Origin of the sequence: Bacillus sp. AFS029637, assembly GCF_002584985.1 — a bacterium.
Taxonomy (GTDB): Bacteria; Bacillota; Bacilli; order Bacillales; family Bacillaceae_G; genus Bacillus_A.
The window spans coordinates 1-18,901 of sequence record NZ_NUPZ01000039.1 but is presented as its reverse complement, the minus strand read 5'-3'; the positions used below and the strand labels follow the sequence as shown (position 1 = coordinate 18,901).

General features: G+C 34.0%; 21 protein-coding genes and 4 pseudogenes. 19 read left to right on the top strand and 6 right to left on the bottom strand.

The genetic code is table 11. The features are described 5' to 3' along the window. The first annotated feature begins 620 nt into the window (after positions 1–620). From COE49_RS20725 to COE49_RS20660, 14 genes and pseudogenes are all read left to right on the top strand, one after another. Positions 621–1,127 carry a GrpB family protein gene (locus COE49_RS20725; RefSeq protein ID WP_098946048.1) on the top strand — a complete coding sequence of 169 codons (507 nt, stop codon included), beginning with the start codon at positions 621–623 and terminating at the stop codon, positions 1,125–1,127. Positions 1,128–1,258: 131 nt separating this feature from the next. Beyond that, a pseudogene (locus COE49_RS28125) lies at positions 1,259–1,360 on the top strand (DUF8096 family protein); the annotation flags it as partial. A 453-nt stretch (positions 1,361–1,813) separates the two neighbouring features. After that, on the top strand, positions 1,814–2,134 hold the full coding sequence (locus COE49_RS20720) for an ArsR/SmtB family transcription factor (RefSeq protein ID WP_088232993.1): 321 nt from the start codon (positions 1,814–1,816) through the stop codon (positions 2,132–2,134). Between the two features lie 184 nt (positions 2,135–2,318). After that, entirely contained in the window at positions 2,319–3,704 is a 1,386-nt protein-coding gene (locus COE49_RS20715; RefSeq protein ID WP_088232992.1) for an FAD-dependent oxidoreductase, read from the top strand. A 79-nt stretch (positions 3,705–3,783) separates the two neighbouring features. Next, complete coding sequence (locus COE49_RS20710; protein ID WP_088232991.1) at positions 3,784–3,987, top strand: hypothetical protein; 204 nt, start codon at positions 3,784–3,786, stop codon at positions 3,985–3,987. A gap of 217 nt (positions 3,988–4,204) precedes the next feature. Continuing rightward, entirely contained in the window at positions 4,205–5,263 is a 1,059-nt protein-coding gene (locus tag COE49_RS20705) for a flavin-containing monooxygenase (RefSeq protein ID WP_088232990.1), read from the top strand. A 31-nt stretch (positions 5,264–5,294) separates the two neighbouring features. Beyond that, positions 5,295–5,789 (top strand): arsinothricin resistance N-acetyltransferase ArsN1 family A, encoded by a 495-nt coding sequence (locus COE49_RS20700; protein WP_088232989.1) that lies wholly within the window; start codon positions 5,295–5,297, stop codon positions 5,787–5,789. A 676-nt stretch (positions 5,790–6,465) separates the two neighbouring features. Next, on the top strand, positions 6,466–6,813 hold the full coding sequence (locus COE49_RS20690; RefSeq protein ID WP_088232987.1) for an ArsR/SmtB family transcription factor: 348 nt from the start codon (positions 6,466–6,468) through the stop codon (positions 6,811–6,813). Positions 6,814–6,841: 28 nt separating this feature from the next. Continuing rightward, on the top strand, positions 6,842–7,897 hold the full coding sequence (gene arsB, locus COE49_RS20685; protein ID WP_048372833.1) for an ACR3 family arsenite efflux transporter: 1,056 nt from the start codon (positions 6,842–6,844) through the stop codon (positions 7,895–7,897). 25 nt (positions 7,898–7,922) lie between these two features. Then, a complete protein-coding gene (gene arsC, locus COE49_RS20680) occupies positions 7,923–8,327 on the top strand; it encodes an arsenate reductase (thioredoxin) (RefSeq protein WP_088232986.1) in 405 nt (134 codons plus the stop codon). 65 nt (positions 8,328–8,392) lie between these two features. After that, positions 8,393–8,752, top strand: coding sequence for an arsenite efflux transporter metallochaperone ArsD (gene arsD / locus COE49_RS20675; RefSeq protein ID WP_098946047.1), 360 nt, complete (start codon positions 8,393–8,395; stop codon positions 8,750–8,752). 18 nt (positions 8,753–8,770) lie between these two features. After that, positions 8,771–10,531: an arsenical pump-driving ATPase gene (gene arsA / locus COE49_RS20670; RefSeq protein WP_098946046.1), complete on the top strand. Its 1,761-nt coding sequence runs from the start codon at positions 8,771–8,773 to the stop codon at positions 10,529–10,531. 39 nt (positions 10,532–10,570) lie between these two features. Further along, positions 10,571–10,852, top strand: a complete 282-nt coding sequence (locus COE49_RS20665; protein WP_098946045.1) for a HesB/IscA family protein — start codon at positions 10,571–10,573, stop codon at positions 10,850–10,852. 26 nt (positions 10,853–10,878) lie between these two features. Beyond that, on the top strand, positions 10,879–11,301 hold the full coding sequence (locus COE49_RS20660) for a protein-tyrosine phosphatase family protein (RefSeq protein ID WP_098946044.1): 423 nt from the start codon (positions 10,879–10,881) through the stop codon (positions 11,299–11,301). A 246-nt stretch (positions 11,302–11,547) separates the two neighbouring features. Here COE49_RS20660 and COE49_RS20655 read toward each other — a convergent pair whose 3' ends face one another. The 4 genes and pseudogenes from COE49_RS20655 to COE49_RS28515 all read right to left on the bottom strand — a co-directional run. Beyond that, entirely contained in the window at positions 11,548–11,922 is a 375-nt protein-coding gene (locus tag COE49_RS20655; protein WP_098946043.1) for a hypothetical protein, read from the bottom strand. Positions 11,923–11,970: 48 nt separating this feature from the next. Further along, positions 11,971–12,312 carry a YolD-like family protein gene (locus COE49_RS20650; protein ID WP_098946042.1) on the bottom strand — a complete coding sequence of 114 codons (342 nt, stop codon included), beginning with the start codon at positions 12,310–12,312 and terminating at the stop codon, positions 11,971–11,973. Beyond that, on the bottom strand, positions 12,309–13,574 hold the full coding sequence (locus tag COE49_RS20645; protein ID WP_098946041.1) for a Y-family DNA polymerase: 1,266 nt from the start codon (positions 13,572–13,574) through the stop codon (positions 12,309–12,311). Before COE49_RS20645 ends, COE49_RS20650 begins: the two co-directional genes overlap by 4 nt. A 543-nt stretch (positions 13,575–14,117) precedes the next feature. Continuing rightward, positions 14,118–14,310: pseudogene (locus tag COE49_RS28515) on the bottom strand (hypothetical protein); the annotation flags it as partial. Between the two features lie 204 nt (positions 14,311–14,514). On the opposite strand from COE49_RS28515, the pseudogene COE49_RS20640 reads away from it, so the two are divergent. Both COE49_RS20640 and COE49_RS20635 read left to right on the top strand, forming a co-directional pair. Continuing rightward, a pseudogene (locus COE49_RS20640) lies at positions 14,515–14,857 on the top strand (sodium:proton symporter). A 237-nt stretch (positions 14,858–15,094) separates the two neighbouring features. Then, positions 15,095–15,796, top strand: a complete 702-nt coding sequence (locus tag COE49_RS20635; RefSeq protein WP_098946040.1) for a YrrS family protein — start codon at positions 15,095–15,097, stop codon at positions 15,794–15,796. 98 nt (positions 15,797–15,894) lie between these two features. Here the strand turns inward: COE49_RS20635 and COE49_RS28120 are convergent. Both COE49_RS28120 and COE49_RS20630 read right to left on the bottom strand, forming a co-directional pair. Beyond that, a pseudogene (locus COE49_RS28120) lies at positions 15,895–15,981 on the bottom strand (WXG100 family type VII secretion target); the annotation flags it as partial. A gap of 252 nt (positions 15,982–16,233) precedes the next feature. After that, a complete protein-coding gene (locus COE49_RS20630; protein ID WP_098946039.1) occupies positions 16,234–16,455 on the bottom strand; it encodes a helix-turn-helix domain-containing protein in 222 nt (73 codons plus the stop codon). 288 nt (positions 16,456–16,743) lie between these two features. Here COE49_RS20630 and COE49_RS20625 point away from each other — a divergent pair, with 288 nt between their 5' ends. Genes COE49_RS20625 through COE49_RS20615 form a run of 3 tightly spaced genes read left to right on the top strand, consistent with a single transcriptional unit; the run spans position 16,744 to position 18,844 of the window. Next, positions 16,744–17,064: a hypothetical protein gene (locus COE49_RS20625; protein ID WP_098946038.1), complete on the top strand. Its 321-nt coding sequence runs from the start codon at positions 16,744–16,746 to the stop codon at positions 17,062–17,064. A 15-nt stretch (positions 17,065–17,079) separates the two neighbouring features. After that, positions 17,080–18,246 carry an FtsK/SpoIIIE domain-containing protein gene (locus COE49_RS20620; RefSeq protein ID WP_098946037.1) on the top strand — a complete coding sequence of 389 codons (1,167 nt, stop codon included), beginning with the start codon at positions 17,080–17,082 and terminating at the stop codon, positions 18,244–18,246. A 22-nt stretch (positions 18,247–18,268) separates the two neighbouring features. Beyond that, positions 18,269–18,844: a replication-relaxation family protein gene (locus tag COE49_RS20615; protein ID WP_088233225.1), complete on the top strand. Its 576-nt coding sequence runs from the start codon at positions 18,269–18,271 to the stop codon at positions 18,842–18,844. Positions 18,845–18,901 lie beyond the last annotated feature (57 nt).

Genomic DNA, 18,901 nt, shown 5'->3' with positions numbered 1-18,901 from the left:
TAGCTTGATGGCAATGTGGTGAAACCCCTTTTATTCAAAATTAGCGGATTTTCGATAAATAATTAATGAGCTTGCTATATAAATAGAGTCCTATATTAATTAGCAAGATCTAATATCTAAAAAGCACTTTAGAATTACCCCAATAACAGCGGCCTTTTCGAGCTTAGTTAAATGCATCTATCCTCACTCCTTATCATTTTTCAAAATAAAAAAGCATCCACTATGTGAACACTTCATGTTATTATGGTTAAGTTATATTAATTTATATTGATATGCAGGTGAAATAAATGGAAAATAAAGAACCTAAACAACCTAAACAAGAATACGATCTAAGTAAAATATACACATATAAAGAGTTCCCTGATAAAATTTAAATAGACTAAACTAATAAGAGGATAGTATGTTCAATATAAGAGCATGCTATCCTCTTTCTCGTATATATTAGAATTATTAACATGATATTGAAAATATAGTTTAATATGTTTACAAAAAGTTATAAGGGAGAACAACGTTCTCAATTTCTTCTTCAACTAACGGGCAGAGTATTAAAAGAGTCTTTTAATATGGTATAATGTTTCAACTGTTTTAAAAACGGTATTAGCGTTAAAAGGGGGAATACGATGTTAGGCTTGCCAAAAGGTGAGGTATTCTTAGTTCCTTGGACAGAGGAATGGAATAAAAATTTTTTATCAGAGAAAGAAAAAATACAAGATAAAATAGGGGAATATATAATGAATATTCACCACATAGGAAGTACATCAGTAAAACATTTAAGTGCAAAACCAATTATTGACATAGCCATAGAAATCAAAGATTTTAAAGATGGTGCAAATACTTCCTCACCTTTAGAGAAGTTGGGATATTCGTATAGAGGAACAAATATTTTGCCTGATAGACACTATTTTAGTAAGGGTGAACCAAGAACCCATCAAATCCACATGCATCAATGTGGAAATAAACATTTACTTGAACAGCTAAAGTTCAGAGATTACTTGAGAGATAATGATGAAGCAAGAATTGAATATCAACGGCTCAAACTTAATTTAGCAAAGTTAAATAAAAATAATAGACAAAAATATACAGAAGAGAAAACTACTTTCATTAGAACAATTTTGGGGAAAATTTAATGGGTATTTTATAAAGTTAACAGGAGAGTAAGTTAAAGAAAAAAGGGCATAACATATTTTATATGACTAATATGTTATGTCCCTTTATTTATCTATCTTTTTTCAATTTAAGTCTTGATAACATAATTAGCGGTCGCTGTGATAATTGCGGCAATACCTCATTCAAAAGTTCTGTTAAAGATTTCATCTTTTTAAGAGAATGTCGTCAATGCGGTATGAAGGAAATCATATAGCCCTATTCAGGGCTTTTTTCTTTGCAAAATAAAAACACTTGGATGGATGCTGTAGTTTAATTAATTACTTTTAAATCAACGTCTATATCATAATAAATTAGTAAAAATATATGTATAGGTAAATAGAGAAGAATATAGTATTATTACTTATTAATCAGCATTTATATCGGTATATAATTTACTATTTTTCGAAGAATTTATGGTTGTAATGAAATATAATTTCCTAATCAATCTTATACTAGAAAAGTGTACATTTCGAAACGCTTTACAGACGTATCCAGGATTACTTTTATCTTTAGATATATGAAAATAAAATATTCGTAAAGTTATACCTTTATAAACTAAATGCTTTTTACAACTAATAAATCAATTTTTTTTGATTTATCAGTTGTAAAAGTAATGAAAAGTGTATATATTATAAATATCAAAAAAAATTGATGAAAGGAAATTACCATGAAAGAAATTAAATTGTACACTCAATCGACTGCCCAAACCTTTGAAACGTATGAAAAGAAGTTTAAAGCATTGGCAGATCAAAAAAGGTTACACGTTTTGTACGAATTGTGTCAGCGTGGAGAAACTTGTGTATGTGATTTAACTGGTGTTCTTGAGTTACCACAATCAAAACTTTCGTACCATTTAAAACTTTTACTTGATGCGAACCTTATTACGAAAGAAACAAAAGGAACATGGAGTTACTATAACATTAATAAAAAAGAAGTAGATGCACTATTATCTGAGCAATTATGCTGTATATTTCGTCCTATGTCATAACTTTGGTTGGGATGAAATAGCATTTTAATATATCTTAAATCAATTTTTCTTGATTAACATAACTTTTTGATAAGTGATTAAACTTGAATAATCATTTTGGCTTTTAAATCAATTTTTTTTGATTTAAAGAATCCGATTAACGAACTACAATTACAATTTTAGATAAAATAAGGAGGATTTTTTCATGAAACCTATTCAACTTTCATTCAAAGTACAAGAGTGTTGCGGAACAGAAAATCAAACATTACAAAACAATACTGATATGCAGAGAATAAAACAGTTACCAATAGTCATTATTGGGGGCGGACCCGTAGGGTTGGCAGCGGCAGCACACTTAGCAAAACATGGTGAATCATTTATCTTATTAGAAGCTGGAGAAAAAATAGGATCAAACATTCTTACATGGGGCCATGTACGGTTATTCTCACCTTGGCAATATAACGTAGATAAAGAAGCTCTGGCTCTTCTTGAACAACATGACTGGGAATCGCCAGACATAAAAGCATTACCAACAGGGAAAGAAATTGTAGAACAATACTTACAGCCGCTTGCGAACCTTCCAGAAATTAAACCATTTATCCACTTGAATACTAAAGTACTATCTATAGGTAGAAAAGATACAGATAAAATGAAAACAGCGAATCGTGAAAAAATGCCATTCGTGATCTATACAGAAAAAAATGGTGCACTTCAAGTTTATGAAGCTAGAGCGGTATTAGATGCTTCAGGTACGTGGGGAAATCCGAATCCTGCAAATTCTAATGGTATTTGGTTGAAAGCAGAACAATCTCTCAAAAAACATATTTTTTATGGAATTCCAGATATTTTAGGAAAAGAGCAAAAACGATATGCAAATAAGCGAGTAGCTGTTGTTGGAAGTGGTCATTCCGCAATCAATGCTTTATTGGAGTTAGCTACATTAAAAGAATCCAATCCAAAAACTAATATTGTTTGGATCATGAGGAAACAACGTGCGGAAGAAGCTTATGGTGGAGAGGAAAAAGATGCTCTTGAAGCACGTGGTGCCTTAGGTAGCCGTATTCATCAATTAGTTGATGAAGGGAGTGTGGAAGTAATCACACCATATAAAATTCAACACGTAGTTAGAACAAAAGATGGAATGGATATTGTAGGTCATCAAGAAGAACAAGAAATAAAAATTAATGATGTTCATGAGATGATTGTAAATACAGGTAACCGTCCTAACTTATCTATAATAAGTGAAATACGTACTTCTATTGATTCTGCTACTGAAAGCGTAGCAACATTAGCGCCACTTATTGATCCTAATTTGCATAGCTGTGGTACAGTTCGACCTCATGGTGAAAAAGAGCTTCGCCAACCGGAAAAAGATTTCTACATTGTAGGTTCAAAGAGTTATGGTAGGGCACCGACATTTCTAATGGCAACAGGTTATGAACAAGTTAGATCTATCGTCGCATATCTTACTGGAGACTATGAATCAGCAGAAAAAGTTGAACTTGATTTGCCGGAGACTGGTGTTTGTAGCGTAAATTTAACACCTAATAAAGTCAATGATTCAGGTTGTGGAACAGATTCGTGTTGTTAAAGAAAGTACCTGTAAGGAGACGTAATTTATTTTACGTTTCCTTATAGAATAATCAAATTTGAAAGGGGAACACAATGAAATGATTATTAATCATGCAGGTACTTTGAAAAAGAGTTATTTTTTATCCTATATGCGATTAATAATGAATGCCCACCAATGTAACGTTGAAAAAGCAAAAGATTATCTTTTTCAAAGTATTTTTGGACTCCAAGTTAATAGTTTAGGAGAAGAAACTTATCAGAATTTCCTTGAAGCTTATCAAGAATTGAAACAACTTAATTAAATGCATTTTAAAGAGGCTTATGCAGCATGGACGATTGATTGATAAGTAAATGAATATTCATATGAAATCTTCTTATATATTAATGAATTTAGAGATTGCCATCGTTTTATCATTGAGCGCATTGATATCGAATTCAATGTATGCTGTAAGTTCTCAGAGAAATAATTCCTTTTTTATTAGTTGTAAAATACAAATAAAATTAAAAGGTGGGATATAGATGAAAGAAATATTAGATTCCATTGTAATCGGAGGAGGGCAAGCTGGTCTTGCATCTGGTTATCACCTTCAAAAAAAGGGATTACAATTTTTAATATTAGAAGCGAGTGAGCAGGCAGCAGGATCTTGGCCTAACTATTATGATAGTCTGAAATTGTTTTCTCCAGCACGCTTTTCATCGTTACCTGGATTGAAATTCCCAGCACATCCCAATGAGTACCCTACGAGAAATGCAGTAATTGATTACTTGCAAAATTACGCGAAAAAATTCCAACTGCCAGTAATGAAAAATCAGCGAGTTGTATCTGTAGAAAGAGAAGATGAAATATTTAAAGTTCAAACAGTCTCTGGAAAGACATTTCTGACTAGAACTATTATAAATGCAACTGGCTCTTTCCACAGTCCGTTTAATCCGATAATAAAGGATCAAGAGAAATTCAAGGGGAATATTATACATTCCGCTATGTATCGGAGCCCGAATCATTATATCAATCAAAGAGTAGTGGTGGTGGGGCGGAGAAATTCAGCTGTCCAAATTGCGCTTGAACTGGCCGATGTAAGTAGAGTATCTTTAGCTGTACGAAAGCCTGTTCAACTCATGAAACAAAAAGTGTGGGGGAAGGATTTACATTTTTGGCTTAAGGTATTAGGCATAGATACCTTTCCATTTTGGAGATTTGGAAAAACCGCACCGAGTTCAGGCGGAGTCATCGATTTAGGTGATTACAAGGACCGATTAGCTAGGGGGAATCCAGATCAAAAGCCTATGTTTACATCTTTTTACGCCGATGGTGTAGTTTGGCCGGATGGGAAGAAGGAGCCAATTGATACGGTCATTTTTGCAACAGGCTATCATCCTAATCTCTCTTACTTCAATGCTATTGGAGCACTGGACTCAGAAGGGAAACCTTTACAAATAGCTGGTGTAAGTACAGAAGTCCGAGGGGTGTATTATGTTGGCTTGGAAGGTCAGCGTTCGTTTTCTTCTGCGACATTAAGAGGAGTTGGGTCAGATGCTGAATTTGTTGTGAGAAAGTTAATAAGCTACTTAAAAATATAAGGTGAATAAGGGGTATAAGGGAGAGATAGGTATGGAGATTAGAAAAGCAACCGAACAAGATGTACAAGAAATTATGACTATTTATAATGAGGGTATTGAGGATCGTATTGCGACCTTAGAGACAGAAATAAAAACAGATAAATATGTGATGGAATGGCTATTTCAACGAGAAAAAAGATATTCGGTAATTGTCATGGAAGAGAATTCTCATATTGTCGGTTGGGCTTCCATTAATCCATATAGTCATCGTTGTGCTTATCGAGGTGTAGGGGAGCTATCTATATACATAAAGAGAGAATATCGTGGAAAAGGTTTGGGGCAAAAATTACTTTTGGCTTTAGAAAAGACCGGACAGCAAAATGAATTCTATAAATTTGTTTTGTTCACTTTTTCTTTTAATAATCTAGGTCAAGGTTTATATCGTAAAATGGGTTATCGTGAAGTAGGAGTGTTTGAAAAGCAGGGAATAATGGACGGCGAGCATGTAGATGTGATGATCATGGAAAAATTATTATCTGTAGAATAAATAAAGTTGTATCTGAATTTTAAATGGTAAAGGTATTTACACATTAGATGCGATGAGTAAATACCTTTATAATGCAATTGTTTACAGTTTCGTATGTTAGAACTTCAACTAAATAATATACGTCATATCCCTTAGTTTTATAGGGGGAATAACTCTCATAGGTAATGGTAATATAAACTCTTAGTGGATTTGGCAGGGGATTTATAAGATATAACGCCAATTATATAGACATATAATTATTTACTTATGTTATGATTTTAAAAAGGGTTAATAATTATTTATTAAAAAGAATGGAGGGATAGGTTTGTTGGATCAATTGTTAATTGTAGGTATGTATCTGTTAATAATTTACATGTGTTCATATGTCACGCTCGAATATCGGAAAAATAAAATTAGTAAGCAACACTTTCTGATATGGTTAATTTTTATTTTTTTAACAGGACCTATAGGATTTATCATTTATATCTTTTGGGATAAGAAAAAGAGTACAAATTTTAAATAAGGAAATCCAATGTAAAGATTCTGTAAAGGTGAGAGTTTTCAGTTGAACATATAAGCAGATAGTTATATACTTATTTTGAAAGAGAGAATAAAGTAACTTAAAAGAATAATTCACTTTATTTTTACACAACATATAAGCATATGCTTATGTAATTATAACAAGGTAGGTGTAGATATGGAAAAAACAGTTGTAGAGGTAACAAGAGCATCCCAATTACTGAAACTATTAGGAGACAAAACAAGGCTAACAATTGTATCAATTCTTAAACAACGTGAATGCTGTGTATGTGAGCTTCTCGAAGTATTTGATATGAGCCAACCTTCTATCAGTCAGCATCTTCGAAAGTTAAAGGATTTAGGTTTAGTGCAGGAAGAGCGTAGAGGTCAGTGGATTTATTATTCTTTAAATCAAGCAAGTGATTTATACACGCTTTTAGAAGATATTTTAGCACATGTACCAGACCAAACAGAGAAAATTAAACAAATTGAGAAGAGCAATCCTACACTCCGGTGTGGTTGTTAATAAATAGTTAGAAAGGGAAGTGAGGAGGATGAGCAACACGGGGAAAAAACGTCTATCTTTCCTAGATCGATATCTAACCCTTTGGATTTTTCTTGCAATGGCAGTAGGGATTGGAGTTGGATATCTATCACCTGGATTCGTTGATGGAATGAATAGTCTACAGGTAGGAACAACTTCTATCCCGCTTGCGATTGGCTTAATTTTAATGATGTACCCACCGCTCGCTAAAGTACGCTACGAAGAGATGGGGCGCGTTTTTAAAGATGTAAAAGTATTGGTATTATCACTTGTACAAAACTGGATTATTGGTCCTATTCTTATGTTTGCCTTAGCAATTATATTTTTACAGGATAAGCCAGAATATATGGTGGGCTTAATCATGATAGGTTTAGCGCGTTGTATTGCGATGGTTATCGTTTGGAATGACTTAGCAAAAGGTGATACAGAATATGCAGCAGGGTTAGTTGCTTTTAACTCTGTATTCCAAATGTTATTTTTCTCAGTATACGCGTATGTGTTTGTAACAGTCATTCCAGAATGGTTAGGAATTGAAGGAGCTGTTGTAGATATAACAATGGCAGAGGTTGCAAAATCAGTGTTTATATATTTAGGAATTCCATTCATTGCAGGAATGCTAACACGCTTGATTTTTGTAAAAACGAAAGGACGAGAATGGTATGAAAAAGTATTCATTCCAAAGATTAGTCCAATTACTTTAATCGCATTACTATTTACAATCATTGTGATGTTCTCTCTAAAAGGAGAAGTGATTGTTAGCGTACCATTTGATGTTGTACGTATTGCGATTCCATTACTCATTTATTTTGTAATCATGTTTTTTGTCTCCTTCTTTATGGGCAAAAAAATCGGTGCAAGTTATGGGGTATCAACAACATTAGCATTTACAGCTGGAAGTAACAACTTTGAATTAGCGATTGCTGTAGCTGTAGGTGTATTTGGAATCCAGTCTGGTGCAGCGTTTGCTGCAGTTATCGGACCTTTAGTAGAGGTACCAGTTATGATTGCACTTGTAAATGTTGCGCTTTGGTTCCAGCGTAAATACTTTCAAACACAACCAAAATAACTATTCGTAAAAAGGTGGAATTATCATGGAAAACAAAAAAACAATTTATTTCTTATGCACAGGAAACTCTTGTCGTAGCCAAATGGCAGAAGCTTGGGGTAAAAAATATTTAGGTGACAAATGGAATGTACTTTCTGCTGGTATTGAGGCGCACGGAGTAAATCCAAATGCGATTAAAGCAATGAATGAAGTAGACATTGATATCACGGATCAAACATCTGATATTATTGATCGCGACATTTTAGACAAAGCGGATCTTGTTGTAACACTTTGTGGTCACGCAAATGATGTATGTCCGACAACACCACCGCATGTAAAACGAGTTCACTGGGGATTTGATGATCCAGCTGGTCAAGAGTGGTCTGTATTCCAAAGAGTTCGTGATGAAATTGGCGCACGCATTAAAAAGTATGCTGAAACAGGAGAATAATTGAAAACAAAATAGGCCGAGAATTCTTTCTCGGCTTTTTTTATAAAGAAGGGGAGAAATCAGAGATGAAAAAAATTGAAATTTTTGATCCTGCAATGTGTTGTTCTACAGGAGTTTGTGGACCGAGTGTTGACCCGGAGTTAATTCGTGTTTCAGTAGCAATTAACAATTTGAAGAATAAAGGTATGAATGTTACTCGTTATAATCTTGCGAGTGAACCAGACGCTTTTGCTAATAACAGTGTCATTAGTCAGTTATTAATGGACAAAGGACCAGATGTGTTACCTGTTACTTTAGTAGATGGAATAATAGTAAAAGAAAGAGTTCATTTAACAAATGAAGAATTAGCACAATTAACGAATATAACGGAAGAAGAGTTAAGTCAGAAGCCAAAGATACGTTTAAATTTAAACGTAAAAAAATAGAGAAAGAAGTGAAAGGCAATGACAAACCTATTTAATCCAAGCACAATGACATTTACACCATTTTTATTCTTTACTGGAAAAGGCGGAGTAGGAAAAACATCTACTGCATGTGCAACAGCCATTACGTTAGCTGATATGGGGAAACGTGTTTTGTTAATTAGTACTGACCCCGCTTCTAATTTGCAAGATGTATTTGAAATAGAACTAACCAATAAACCAAAAGTCATTCCTAATGTTCCGAATCTACAAGTGGCTAACTTAGATCCAGAAACAGCGGCTCATGAATATAAAGAGCGTGTTGTTGGTCCATATCGCGGGAAATTACCTGATACGGTTATTGCGACAATGGAAGAACAATTATCTGGAGCTTGTACAGTAGAAATGGCTGCATTTGATGAATTCTCTACGTTACTTACAAATAAAGAATTAACATCGAAATTCGATCACATTATATTTGATACAGCGCCAACAGGTCATACGTTACGTCTTCTTCAACTTCCTACGGCTTGGAGTGGTTTCCTAGAAGAAAGTACGCATGGAGCTTCTTGTTTAGGACCATTAGCAGGCCTTGGAGATAAAAAAGAGTTATATAGTCAAACGGTTCAAGCACTATCTAATCCAAAACAAACAATGTTATTGCTTGTCACACGACCAGATAGTTCTCCATTGCAAGAAGCGGAACGTGCAGCCAAAGAGTTAAAAGAAATTGGAGTTAGTAATCAATACCTACTGGTGAATGGTATCCTTACAAATCACATGCAAAATGATGCTGTCTCTAAAGCATTGTTTACAAGACACTCGCACGCTTTAGAAAACATGGCGGAAGAATTAAAAAGCCTTCCAACTTACGAAATCCCATTAGTACCGTTTAATGTTACTGGGATAGAGAATATGAGAAAACTTGTTAAACCAATGGAAAATATTTTAATCTTGGATGAAGAAAAACAAGATATTTCGATGCCTTCTCTTCAAGCATTGATTACAAATCTCTCTGAAACGGGAAAAAAAGTTATTTTCACAATGGGTAAAGGTGGAGTAGGAAAGACAACTGTGGCTTCTGCAATTGCAGTTGGTCTTGCTGAAAAAGGACATCATGTACATTTAACTACAACGGATCCAGCGGCACATATTGATTATGTTATGCATGGCGAACAAGGGAATATTACGATAAGTCGTATTGATCCAAAACTAGAAGTAGAAAACTACCGTAAGGAAGTTATTGAGCAGGCGAAAGATACAGTAGATGAAGAAGGGTTAGCGTATTTAGAAGAAGATTTACGTTCTCCTTGTACAGAAGAAATCGCAGTCTTCCGTGCTTTAGCGGATATTGTTGAAAGAGCAAATGATGAAATTGTAGTTATTGATACAGCGCCAACGGGTCATACGTTATTGTTGTTGGACGCGGCACAAACGTATCATAAAGAAATTGCAAGATCTTCAGGTGAAGTACCACAGTCTGTAAAAAACTTACTACCACGTCTTCGTAATCCAGAGGAAACAAGTGTTGTAATTGTAACGTTAGCGGAAGCGACACCAGTTCATGAAGCAAGTCGTCTACAAGAGGATTTAAAACGTGCAGAAATTTATCCAAAATGGTGGGTAATTAATCAAAGCTTTTATGCAACACATACAACCGATTTAGTGTTAAGAGGAAGAGCGCAGTCTGAAATACAGTGGATTCAAGCGGTACAAAAGGAATCGCAAAATAGCTGTGTTATCATCCCTTGGCAATCGGAAGATATTGTAGGGTATGAGAAACTTAAAGATTTAGTAAAATAATACATTTTTAATTAGTTACTATGAAGGGGAGAAATGAAAATGAATATTACAGATAAAGCAAAAGAGTTTATTGAAACTGCTATGAAAGAAAACGGTGTTACAACATTACGTTTTACATTTGATGGTGCTGGATGCTGTGGCCCTAGCTACGGTATTAATTTAGGAGAAGCACAAGAAAATGATGTCACAGAAACAGTAAACGGTATTCAAGTTGCTATGGATCCAAAGGTTGTTGAACTTGTAAATACATTGACACTAGACTATGTAGAAGATCAACAAGGTGCAGGCCTTGTAATAAGTGGCGGATCGAATTGTTGCTAAATAATAATTGAAGGAGACTAACAAACATGACTAACTATCACGAACTCGTAAAAGGAAAAGTATATATTGGTGGAGTGGACGCGATACAAGAAGCTGTAAAAAAGCATGGAATCACTGAGGTATTTGATTTACGTGCCGACGGAGAAAAACCAGAAGGATTTCCAGCAGAAACTACACGTCATGCTTGTCCGATTGTAGAAGGTGTAGAGGGACAAGATGAGTCAGTAAAAACTGCAATTGCAGCGGTCAAAGAAGCTGTTGAACAAGATAAGAGAGTATTTTTCCATTGTTCCGGTGGACGTAATCGTACAGGTACAGTTGCAACTGGATTATTAGTAGAATTAGGGCATGCATCTAACGTAGAAGAAGCGGAACAAAAAGCAAAAGAAAACCGTTCAAGTATTAACATCAAACCAGAAATGAAACAAGTATTGAAACGTCTATACTAAACAATTATCCGAGCCTCAAAAAACAAAGTTTTTTGAGGCTTTTTATATAGTTAGGATATATATATGGGGATGGGAGTTTGAAAACAAGAGGATTACTGACTACAACACAAAGTGGAATATCACATTAACAAGGGATTATGTATGGAACTTAAAGAAAAAACAAACCTTACTAATCTAGATAGGGATTCAATGAAAAAGTAATAAATTGAGCGACCGGTTCCTTACGTATAGTGAACCGGTTAATTTTCATCTAAATTCCACATGAAATTTAGTGTCAATGATTCCAAAAGCAACTTTACATGGGAATGGATTTTTCCCTGTTGAAGCAGCAAGCATACAAGAAAGTACCCAATATTCAAGTTCTAAAGGTAAACGGTATAATTGAATGCTACCATCATTGTTTTTTACTGATACAATCGGTGTATTTACCCTAGTAGTAGCGAAACCGTCCGTTGTTATCATTCCTATTGCATCATTATTATGAAAACCAGCGTTTAGAACTTCGTAAACCATTCCATCTTTTTCGTTGATAATCATAGGTATATTTAAATAGGGATAGTTATTTATATTATTATCAATCACTGCTCTTGCTGTATTCTTTCTTATCTGATTCCCTTGCATTTTATACACCCCTTTATAACAATTCAAACCTGATCACTTAAATCTATTCTATTTTATGTCTATTATATTAGAAAATCGTAGTGTCATCTTATTACGAAAAGCATCGGTACATATGACAGCACTATTTTGCTGATCAATACCAACAACAGTCATGTAGCTAGAAAGTAAATAACCATCTTCATAATATGTAATTAGTATTTCTTTTTCAGATAATAAGGAACATAACAACATGTTCCCAATTAGTTCTTTTTCTTCATCTGTTAAGATCGGCCGAGTTACTTTGTTTTTCTCTTTGATGATTTCACGAATACCAGCAAACTGTTCAGGCATTGCTGCAAACGGAGTGAATTTCACCATTTCTCTTCCTTTTGGTATATTGGCGTTACTCATGATTTGTGTCCTCCAATTAGTGTGTTTCTGTGTCTAGCTGTAGCGCTATGCGTGTAGGAAATCCCTCGTAAAATACTGTTCTTCCCAAACCTTGTGCGTATTTCATCCATTACTTTTGTTAACTTCACTTCTTGTTCTCGTTGCGCGACATGATCAAAAAGAGAAATTTGTTCTTCTCCTTCTTGAAGTAAGTTTGTTAAAGAGATGTTTACGCTGCGTATGGGTTCACCAGTATACTGTTGATGTAAAAAGTATGTACAAATTTTATAAATATCCATTGTTAAGTTAGTCGGACGGCTTAAAGTATGTGTTTTTCTAATGCCGCCTGTATAACTCTTGCTATAACCGACAGAAAAATGAACGGTTTGAGCAAGTTTGTTTTGTCTTCTAAGTCGATAACAAACTTCTTCAATATGTTCCAGTAGAATAATCGGAAATTCTTCTATTGTGTAGTCACGCATTAGAATTTGGCTTTTTCCAATAGAAGTTGTGGCAGGAACATATTTTTCTGAAATGCGACTAAAGTCAATTCCGTGACTATGTAAGTGCAATTCCTCACCGATCTTACCGAAGCTTTGTTTTAAGTATTTAAGGGGATAGTTGGCTAAATCTTCGATGGAATGTATCCCTTTTCTATTTAACTTTTCTTCGGTTTTGTGAGAAATCCCCCAAAATTTATTAAGTGGTCGTATGCTCCATAGCTTTGTAGGTACATCCTTGTACTTCCAACAAGCAATCCCGTTTTTGTTCTTCTTTGCTTCAATATCTAAAGCGACCTTACTCAATAGTGGGTTAGGAGCAATGCCGATGTTACATTCAATTCGTGTGTGTTCATATATTTCACGTTTGAATTGCATAGCAAATTCGTATGGATCTTGAGCGAATAAATGGATACTATCCGTAATGTCCATAAAAAATTCATCGATGCTGTATTGGTGGAAGTCCTCAATAGGAACGTATTGCAAAGCTAATTTTGTTATGTAATTGGAGCATTTTATATAAGTTCCCATGATTGGGTTTACCACAAGAATGTCTTTACGCCGTGGTATTTCGTACAACCTTGCCATTTTCTTAACACCTAATGCCTTTAATGGTGGTGTTGCAGCCAAAACAATAGAACCATTTCTGTTCACATCTCCTACTACAGCTAATTTGGTATGTAGTGGGTCTAATCCCATCTTGATGCAACTAACTGAAGCATAAAAGCTTCGAAGATCTACACATAAAACAATTCGATTCGGCAAAATTGAGTAGTCATACACCTTTACGCCTCCTTAACGATAAGAACATCTGTTCTTACTATACACGGATATACGTTCTCTTATGAAGGGGTTTTTATAAAAAAATAAAACTTAATTAGTTGGTCTTTTCTTAAAAGAAGATACGAGATATCATCGTTGTAATTTCGCCCCCCCACAGTAACATTAACCAGTGTTTTTGTTTCAGTTTAAACTTTGGCTTGTTTACTTCTGCATGGAATTCGATTTTCTTCCCGTTAGTATTGAATTTAATCTGCATTAAAAAATCCTTTCTGTGTTTTCCTTTTATTTATAAAAGAGAGACAAGTGTTGAAAAAATCAAAAAGAATGATAAATTTCTCAAAAAAAAATCAGCCCGATTTATCGAGCTGATTCATACATCCAAAAATCTTCAAAGTCTACACAGTATCCTTTTCTTTTCAAAGCTCTAATTACCTTTTGGCCGTTACTATTGTTAACAATAGTTGCTATGCTAACATTTGGATTCAAGCTAAGCTTATATAAGTTTAATTTCACATAAGATTTTTCTTTTTTCTAAAGATCCAGTGTAAGTTCCTTAAAGGCTACATTTTGGCTCACCCAAACACATAAAGCTGCTAGATCGATCTTCTGCTTGGTACTTACTGGTACGTTGTACAAAACCAACATTTCTAGTAAGATCCCGTAAGGTATTTGGAGATAGAAAACTTTGAATTCGATCACAAAGTGAAATGGAAGGAAGATTTTTAAATAGTAAAATAATCTGAAGTTAGGAAAAACGTAGAAAGATAAAATTTCTATGTTTTTTGCATCCATTCAATGCTACAGATGTACATATTCATTATTGAAGTTATTAACAATAAAATGTATTATAGAAAAGCGCAATTTTTAATTCAAGTAAGCGGGAATGTGTATTCATAATAAATAAAATATTCAGAAATAATAGTATTGTCTGGAAAAAGAGGTGGAATTAATAGAGACATTACATATTAAATGGTATGGATTGTATAGTCTAAATGACTTTTACAGTAGAGAAGAAGCTTTTAAGAAGGTTATAAGTAAAGAAAAAATGCTCTATATAGAAAAAAATAAAGGCGCTTTATACAAAAGATAAGGGAACTCCATAAAGATTCGTTTTGTCATGAAAGCGAATTAAAGGTTAGATTAGGAATAATAGAATTCCCTAGTAGCGAAAGCTATTCTGAAAAGAGGGCAAATGAGGTAAAATCTCTTTTAATTTCACGGCATATCCATTGGAAAGCGCCAACTAAAGAGGGCATTTGATTTTAGAAATTATAAATCGGTGAAGAAGAGGCTTAATTGTTAAAAAGTATACTTAAGTACAGCAACTTATCAATCTTTAATTTATTAAACTATTTTTGAATAACATATGTCAGATACTTGAAAAAGCATGAATTTTATTATTTTTATATGGAATTCTGCATGGGAAGTGTAGTTCATTTTTATTATTTAATAAAAATATTAAGATTCTTAGGAAGAATACGTAAAGATTAGTGGCGAAAATAAACACGGAGGTTTGAAAAATGGGACAAGGAAGCAGGTTTCAAGCAAAAGAACAAAATCGTCGTAATAAGGGGATATTTAATATCGCATTTAGTGTGGTATTAGTAACAGTTGGCATAGTGACATATCAGCTGTTTTTCACTTCTGATACACCAAAGAAAGCAATTGCTCAAGAAAAGAAAGCAACAAAGATAGAAGAAAAGAAAAACGAAGATAAAGAAGCGGCAAAGGTAGAAGAAAAGAAAAATGAAGATAAAGAAGCGGCAAAGGTAGAGGAAAAGAAAAATGAAGATAAAGAAGCGGTAAAGATAGAAGAAAAGAAAAACGGAGATAAAGAAACAGCACATTTAGAAGAGAAACAAAAAGTAGAAGAACCTGTAAAAACGAACGAAAATGAAAATAAAGAGGGAGAAAAAACGATATCTCAAGAAAAGGGTTCTCAAACTAATCCTTCTTGGAAGCCAATTGGTACAGAGCAAGGAGCAAAACCTGCAATGAAATTTAAAGAAGGAACAGTAGATTGGAATGAGATGAAAAAAGCAATTTCATATGCTGTTGATGTTCCAGAGAGTCAATTGATTTTTGATTTTATTGGGAATAATGGTAATAATAAAGCCTACGGTAATGTACGAGATAAGCAAAGTAATAAAAAATATAAGGTTGATATTGATTGGGTAGAGAATCAGGGTTGGAAACCAGTATCTGTTCAAGTGGTAAAATAAATAAGAGAAATGTAAATGTTATCCTCTCTTGTTGTGAGGGACTAAGCTATTATAGTATAGATAAGATAAACTTGGTTCTATATGATGTTTAAGGTAATTATGTAAATAAAAGTTTTTGGTCTCGCACCATTGAATATTTTAGTGAATTGTTGATTAGAGGCACCAATCCATTGATTACTTAAGTGTATATAAATATGGCGGTGGAACAGGGAATTATACTGTAGAAGTAAAATAATTATAAGTAGTCGTTTTTAGACAAATAGATGCCCATAGGCATCTATTTGTCTTTTTTTATGGAATGATTATGTATATACAAAAAATAAACTCCAATACCTTCTTTTAAGAAATCAAGAATTTTGTACTAGGGTATGTTCATTTTCGAAAATGGTTTTCATTGAAGTGTGTTGTTGATATATTAATATTTATCGTGCGAATTATCACATCCAAAAATCTTCAAAGTCTACACGGTATCCTTTTCTTTTTAAAGCTCTAATTATCTTTTGGCCATTACCTAATGATGGCCTATTCTCATTAGATCGTGTAATGCGGCTAATTGTATTCTGGTTTACTCCGCTCCATTCTTTTAATTCTGTTTGAGTAATTTCATTCTTCCTAAGAAATTTTCCGAACTTTGATAAAGGTTTTCCTAATCCGAACACCTTTTACACTCCCATTCTTTTATACTTGTGTAATTCTAGCTTTGCCAAAGCTCATTTTTTTTAAACAAAAGTGTTAATAATGTACAAGCCCCACGCAATATGATGTATCAAGGTTGCTATCAAAGTACCTAGCAAACTTATTATCAAAGTAGATACCAAATAAACTAGCCTGTGTACTAGCAAAGTATCTACCATGTTAACTAGCAAAGTAATGCTATCAAGGTAATAAGCGTATAAACCCTATATTTCATCTAGTTTGTTCATTCTGTTAATAAAGGGGGCATTTAAATGCGTGCTAGTAAAGAAACAATTCCTTTTCGCGAGTTTATGAATCGGTCATACAAAGATAAAAAACAGAAAATCCGTAAATACAATTCATTAAGTCCTTTTGCATTCCTTCATATGTCGGATCAGGTATTACATACTTACATTGCATTAGGAGTTATGGGAACGATTTTAATCGGAGCAGTCATGTTAGAAAAATACTTGGTGCGACATGACTATATATCAGCAGCTAAATTTGTAAGCGAAGGTATTTATCACGGAACGCGAATTGGTGGAGTTTGCTTGATTGGATATGTATTTGTTCGTATCGTAATCATGTTTTAAGGAGGGAAGGGAGTAATGGGGATTATAAAGGAGTGGCTTCGTACGCAAAAGTTAAGGAATCAGCTTATGGAGGTGTTCGGAAAAGCAGGTTTATATACGGAACATCAAACCCGTGGGGGAAAAGTGCCTATTTATCCAAAGGTACATAATGTTTCTTCTTCAGCAGAAAGCGTGAGGTATGTTTTTACCATCCCAAACGGATTAGATCCACAGAAGATTGAAAAGAAGTGGTTTTGTTTTCAGCAAATATTAGGACGGAATATTATGATTGAAGGGGATGTGAAAAAGTTTGTACTACATGTATTCAGTTCAGATGCTGGACTAAAACCATACAATTACTGTTATAAAGAATGGCAGCCATTATTAAAAGAATACCGTCTTCCTGTTGTGGTTGGCCGGGATCAATTCGGAAAAACGATTACGTACGATATGGTTGATTCCAATACACCACACTTATTAATAGCAGGAGAAACGGGAAGTGGAAAAAGTAGTATGGTACGTGTTGTACTATCTACACTCATTCAATATATGTCTCCTGAAAAGTTGCATTTATATCTTGGTGACCTAAAAAACTCTGAATTTCATTTTTTGCGTAGAGTGAAGCATGTAAAAGAAGTTTGTATGGAAGAAATCGAAATGAAAATAATGCTTCAAAAGTTATGGAAGGAAATCAGAGAAAGAAGAAAACTTATGGAAGAATATGAAGTTGATCATATTGATGCGTACAACAAATTAAATCCTAATCATCAAGAACCATATATTCTACTTGCTATCGATGAAGTTGCTATGCTTAAAGATGAAACAGAGTGTATGACTACGATTGAAAAGATTTCAGCAGTCGGCCGATCACTTGGAGTCTTTCTTATGCTTAGTATGCAGAGGCCAGATGCAAAAGTGTTAGATGGTAAGTTAAAGCTCAATATGACCGTAAGAATCGGCTTTAAATGTGATAGTGCAATTAATAGTAATATCATGGGTACTCCTGGTTCAGAGCATTTAGAGCAATCAGGTCAAATGATTTTAAAACGAAATGGATTAAAGAAAGTGCAAGCTCCTTATTTGGAATTAGGTAAGGCGAAACAAATTGTTGAAACATATCGCATGTCTAAAGAGGAGAAAATACTCCAGAATTCATCGCAAGAAGAAATTCCGTTATTTGGGGTGTTAGATGATGAAGAGTAGAGATAAAGGAATTTTGAATGATTTGAATCGATTTAGATGCATGTCCCGTGACGATATTATTGACTTGCATTTTCAAGGCTTAAAGAATGCGGTAACTTGCTGTAATACGGTTATGAAACGATTAAGAAGAGACGGCCATGTTGATGCTAACGTATTGCAGCACCCATACATTTATTTTCCGCAGCCAAGTTCTATCAGAAAGACAAGTCAAAAAATTCCTCATTTCCTTGGTATTGTGGACGTATACAAACAACTCGTTCATTATGAAAATCCTAAACTATTCAAAGTTGAACCAAAGTATGGGAAAGAATATATGGAGCCAGATGCTTTTACTATATGGCGTAGATCCCCATTTTTTATTGAAGTTCAAAATTCGGTTTATAGTAAAAAGATAATGCAAGATAAGATAAACAGATATGAGTTATATTTCCATAGCCAAGAATGGCATAATGAATCCTGGCAACCGAAAGGTTCTAAATTCTTTCCTTCAATCCTTATAATTACTGACAAACATTACGACGTTCAATCTCCTCATTTACGTATATTTCAGGCGAATTCTATAGAAAATTTTATGAATAATTTAGCGGTGAAATCGTAAAGAAAGCCTGCATAATGCAGAGCTTTTTTCTTTTTTCAACTGTTCAATTGCTATAGG

Coding starts and splice junctions, on each gene's coding strand:
- COE49_RS20725 (WP_098946048.1), top strand. CDS start 621: ATGTTAGGCTTGCCAAAAGGTGAGGTATTCTTAGTTCCTTGGACAGAG.
- COE49_RS20720 (WP_088232993.1), top strand. CDS start 1,814: ATGAAAGAAATTAAATTGTACACTCAATCGACTGCCCAAACCTTTGAA.
- COE49_RS20715 (WP_088232992.1), top strand. CDS start 2,319: ATGAAACCTATTCAACTTTCATTCAAAGTACAAGAGTGTTGCGGAACA.
- COE49_RS20710 (WP_088232991.1), top strand. CDS start 3,784: ATGATTATTAATCATGCAGGTACTTTGAAAAAGAGTTATTTTTTATCC.
- COE49_RS20705 (WP_088232990.1), top strand. CDS start 4,205: ATGAAAGAAATATTAGATTCCATTGTAATCGGAGGAGGGCAAGCTGGT.
- COE49_RS20700 (WP_088232989.1), top strand. CDS start 5,295: ATGGAGATTAGAAAAGCAACCGAACAAGATGTACAAGAAATTATGACT.
- COE49_RS20690 (WP_088232987.1), top strand. CDS start 6,466: ATGGAAAAAACAGTTGTAGAGGTAACAAGAGCATCCCAATTACTGAAA.
- arsB (WP_048372833.1), top strand. CDS start 6,842: ATGAGCAACACGGGGAAAAAACGTCTATCTTTCCTAGATCGATATCTA.
- arsC (WP_088232986.1), top strand. CDS start 7,923: ATGGAAAACAAAAAAACAATTTATTTCTTATGCACAGGAAACTCTTGT.
- arsD (WP_098946047.1), top strand. CDS start 8,393: ATGAAAAAAATTGAAATTTTTGATCCTGCAATGTGTTGTTCTACAGGA.
- arsA (WP_098946046.1), top strand. CDS start 8,771: ATGACAAACCTATTTAATCCAAGCACAATGACATTTACACCATTTTTA.
- COE49_RS20665 (WP_098946045.1), top strand. CDS start 10,571: ATGAATATTACAGATAAAGCAAAAGAGTTTATTGAAACTGCTATGAAA.
- COE49_RS20660 (WP_098946044.1), top strand. CDS start 10,879: ATGACTAACTATCACGAACTCGTAAAAGGAAAAGTATATATTGGTGGA.
- COE49_RS20655 (WP_098946043.1), bottom strand. CDS start 11,922: ATGCAAGGGAATCAGATAAGAAAGAATACAGCAAGAGCAGTGATTGAT.
- COE49_RS20650 (WP_098946042.1), bottom strand. CDS start 12,312: ATGAGTAACGCCAATATACCAAAAGGAAGAGAAATGGTGAAATTCACT.
- COE49_RS20635 (WP_098946040.1), top strand. CDS start 15,095: ATGGGACAAGGAAGCAGGTTTCAAGCAAAAGAACAAAATCGTCGTAAT.
- COE49_RS20625 (WP_098946038.1), top strand. CDS start 16,744: ATGCGTGCTAGTAAAGAAACAATTCCTTTTCGCGAGTTTATGAATCGG.
- COE49_RS20620 (WP_098946037.1), top strand. CDS start 17,080: ATGGGGATTATAAAGGAGTGGCTTCGTACGCAAAAGTTAAGGAATCAG.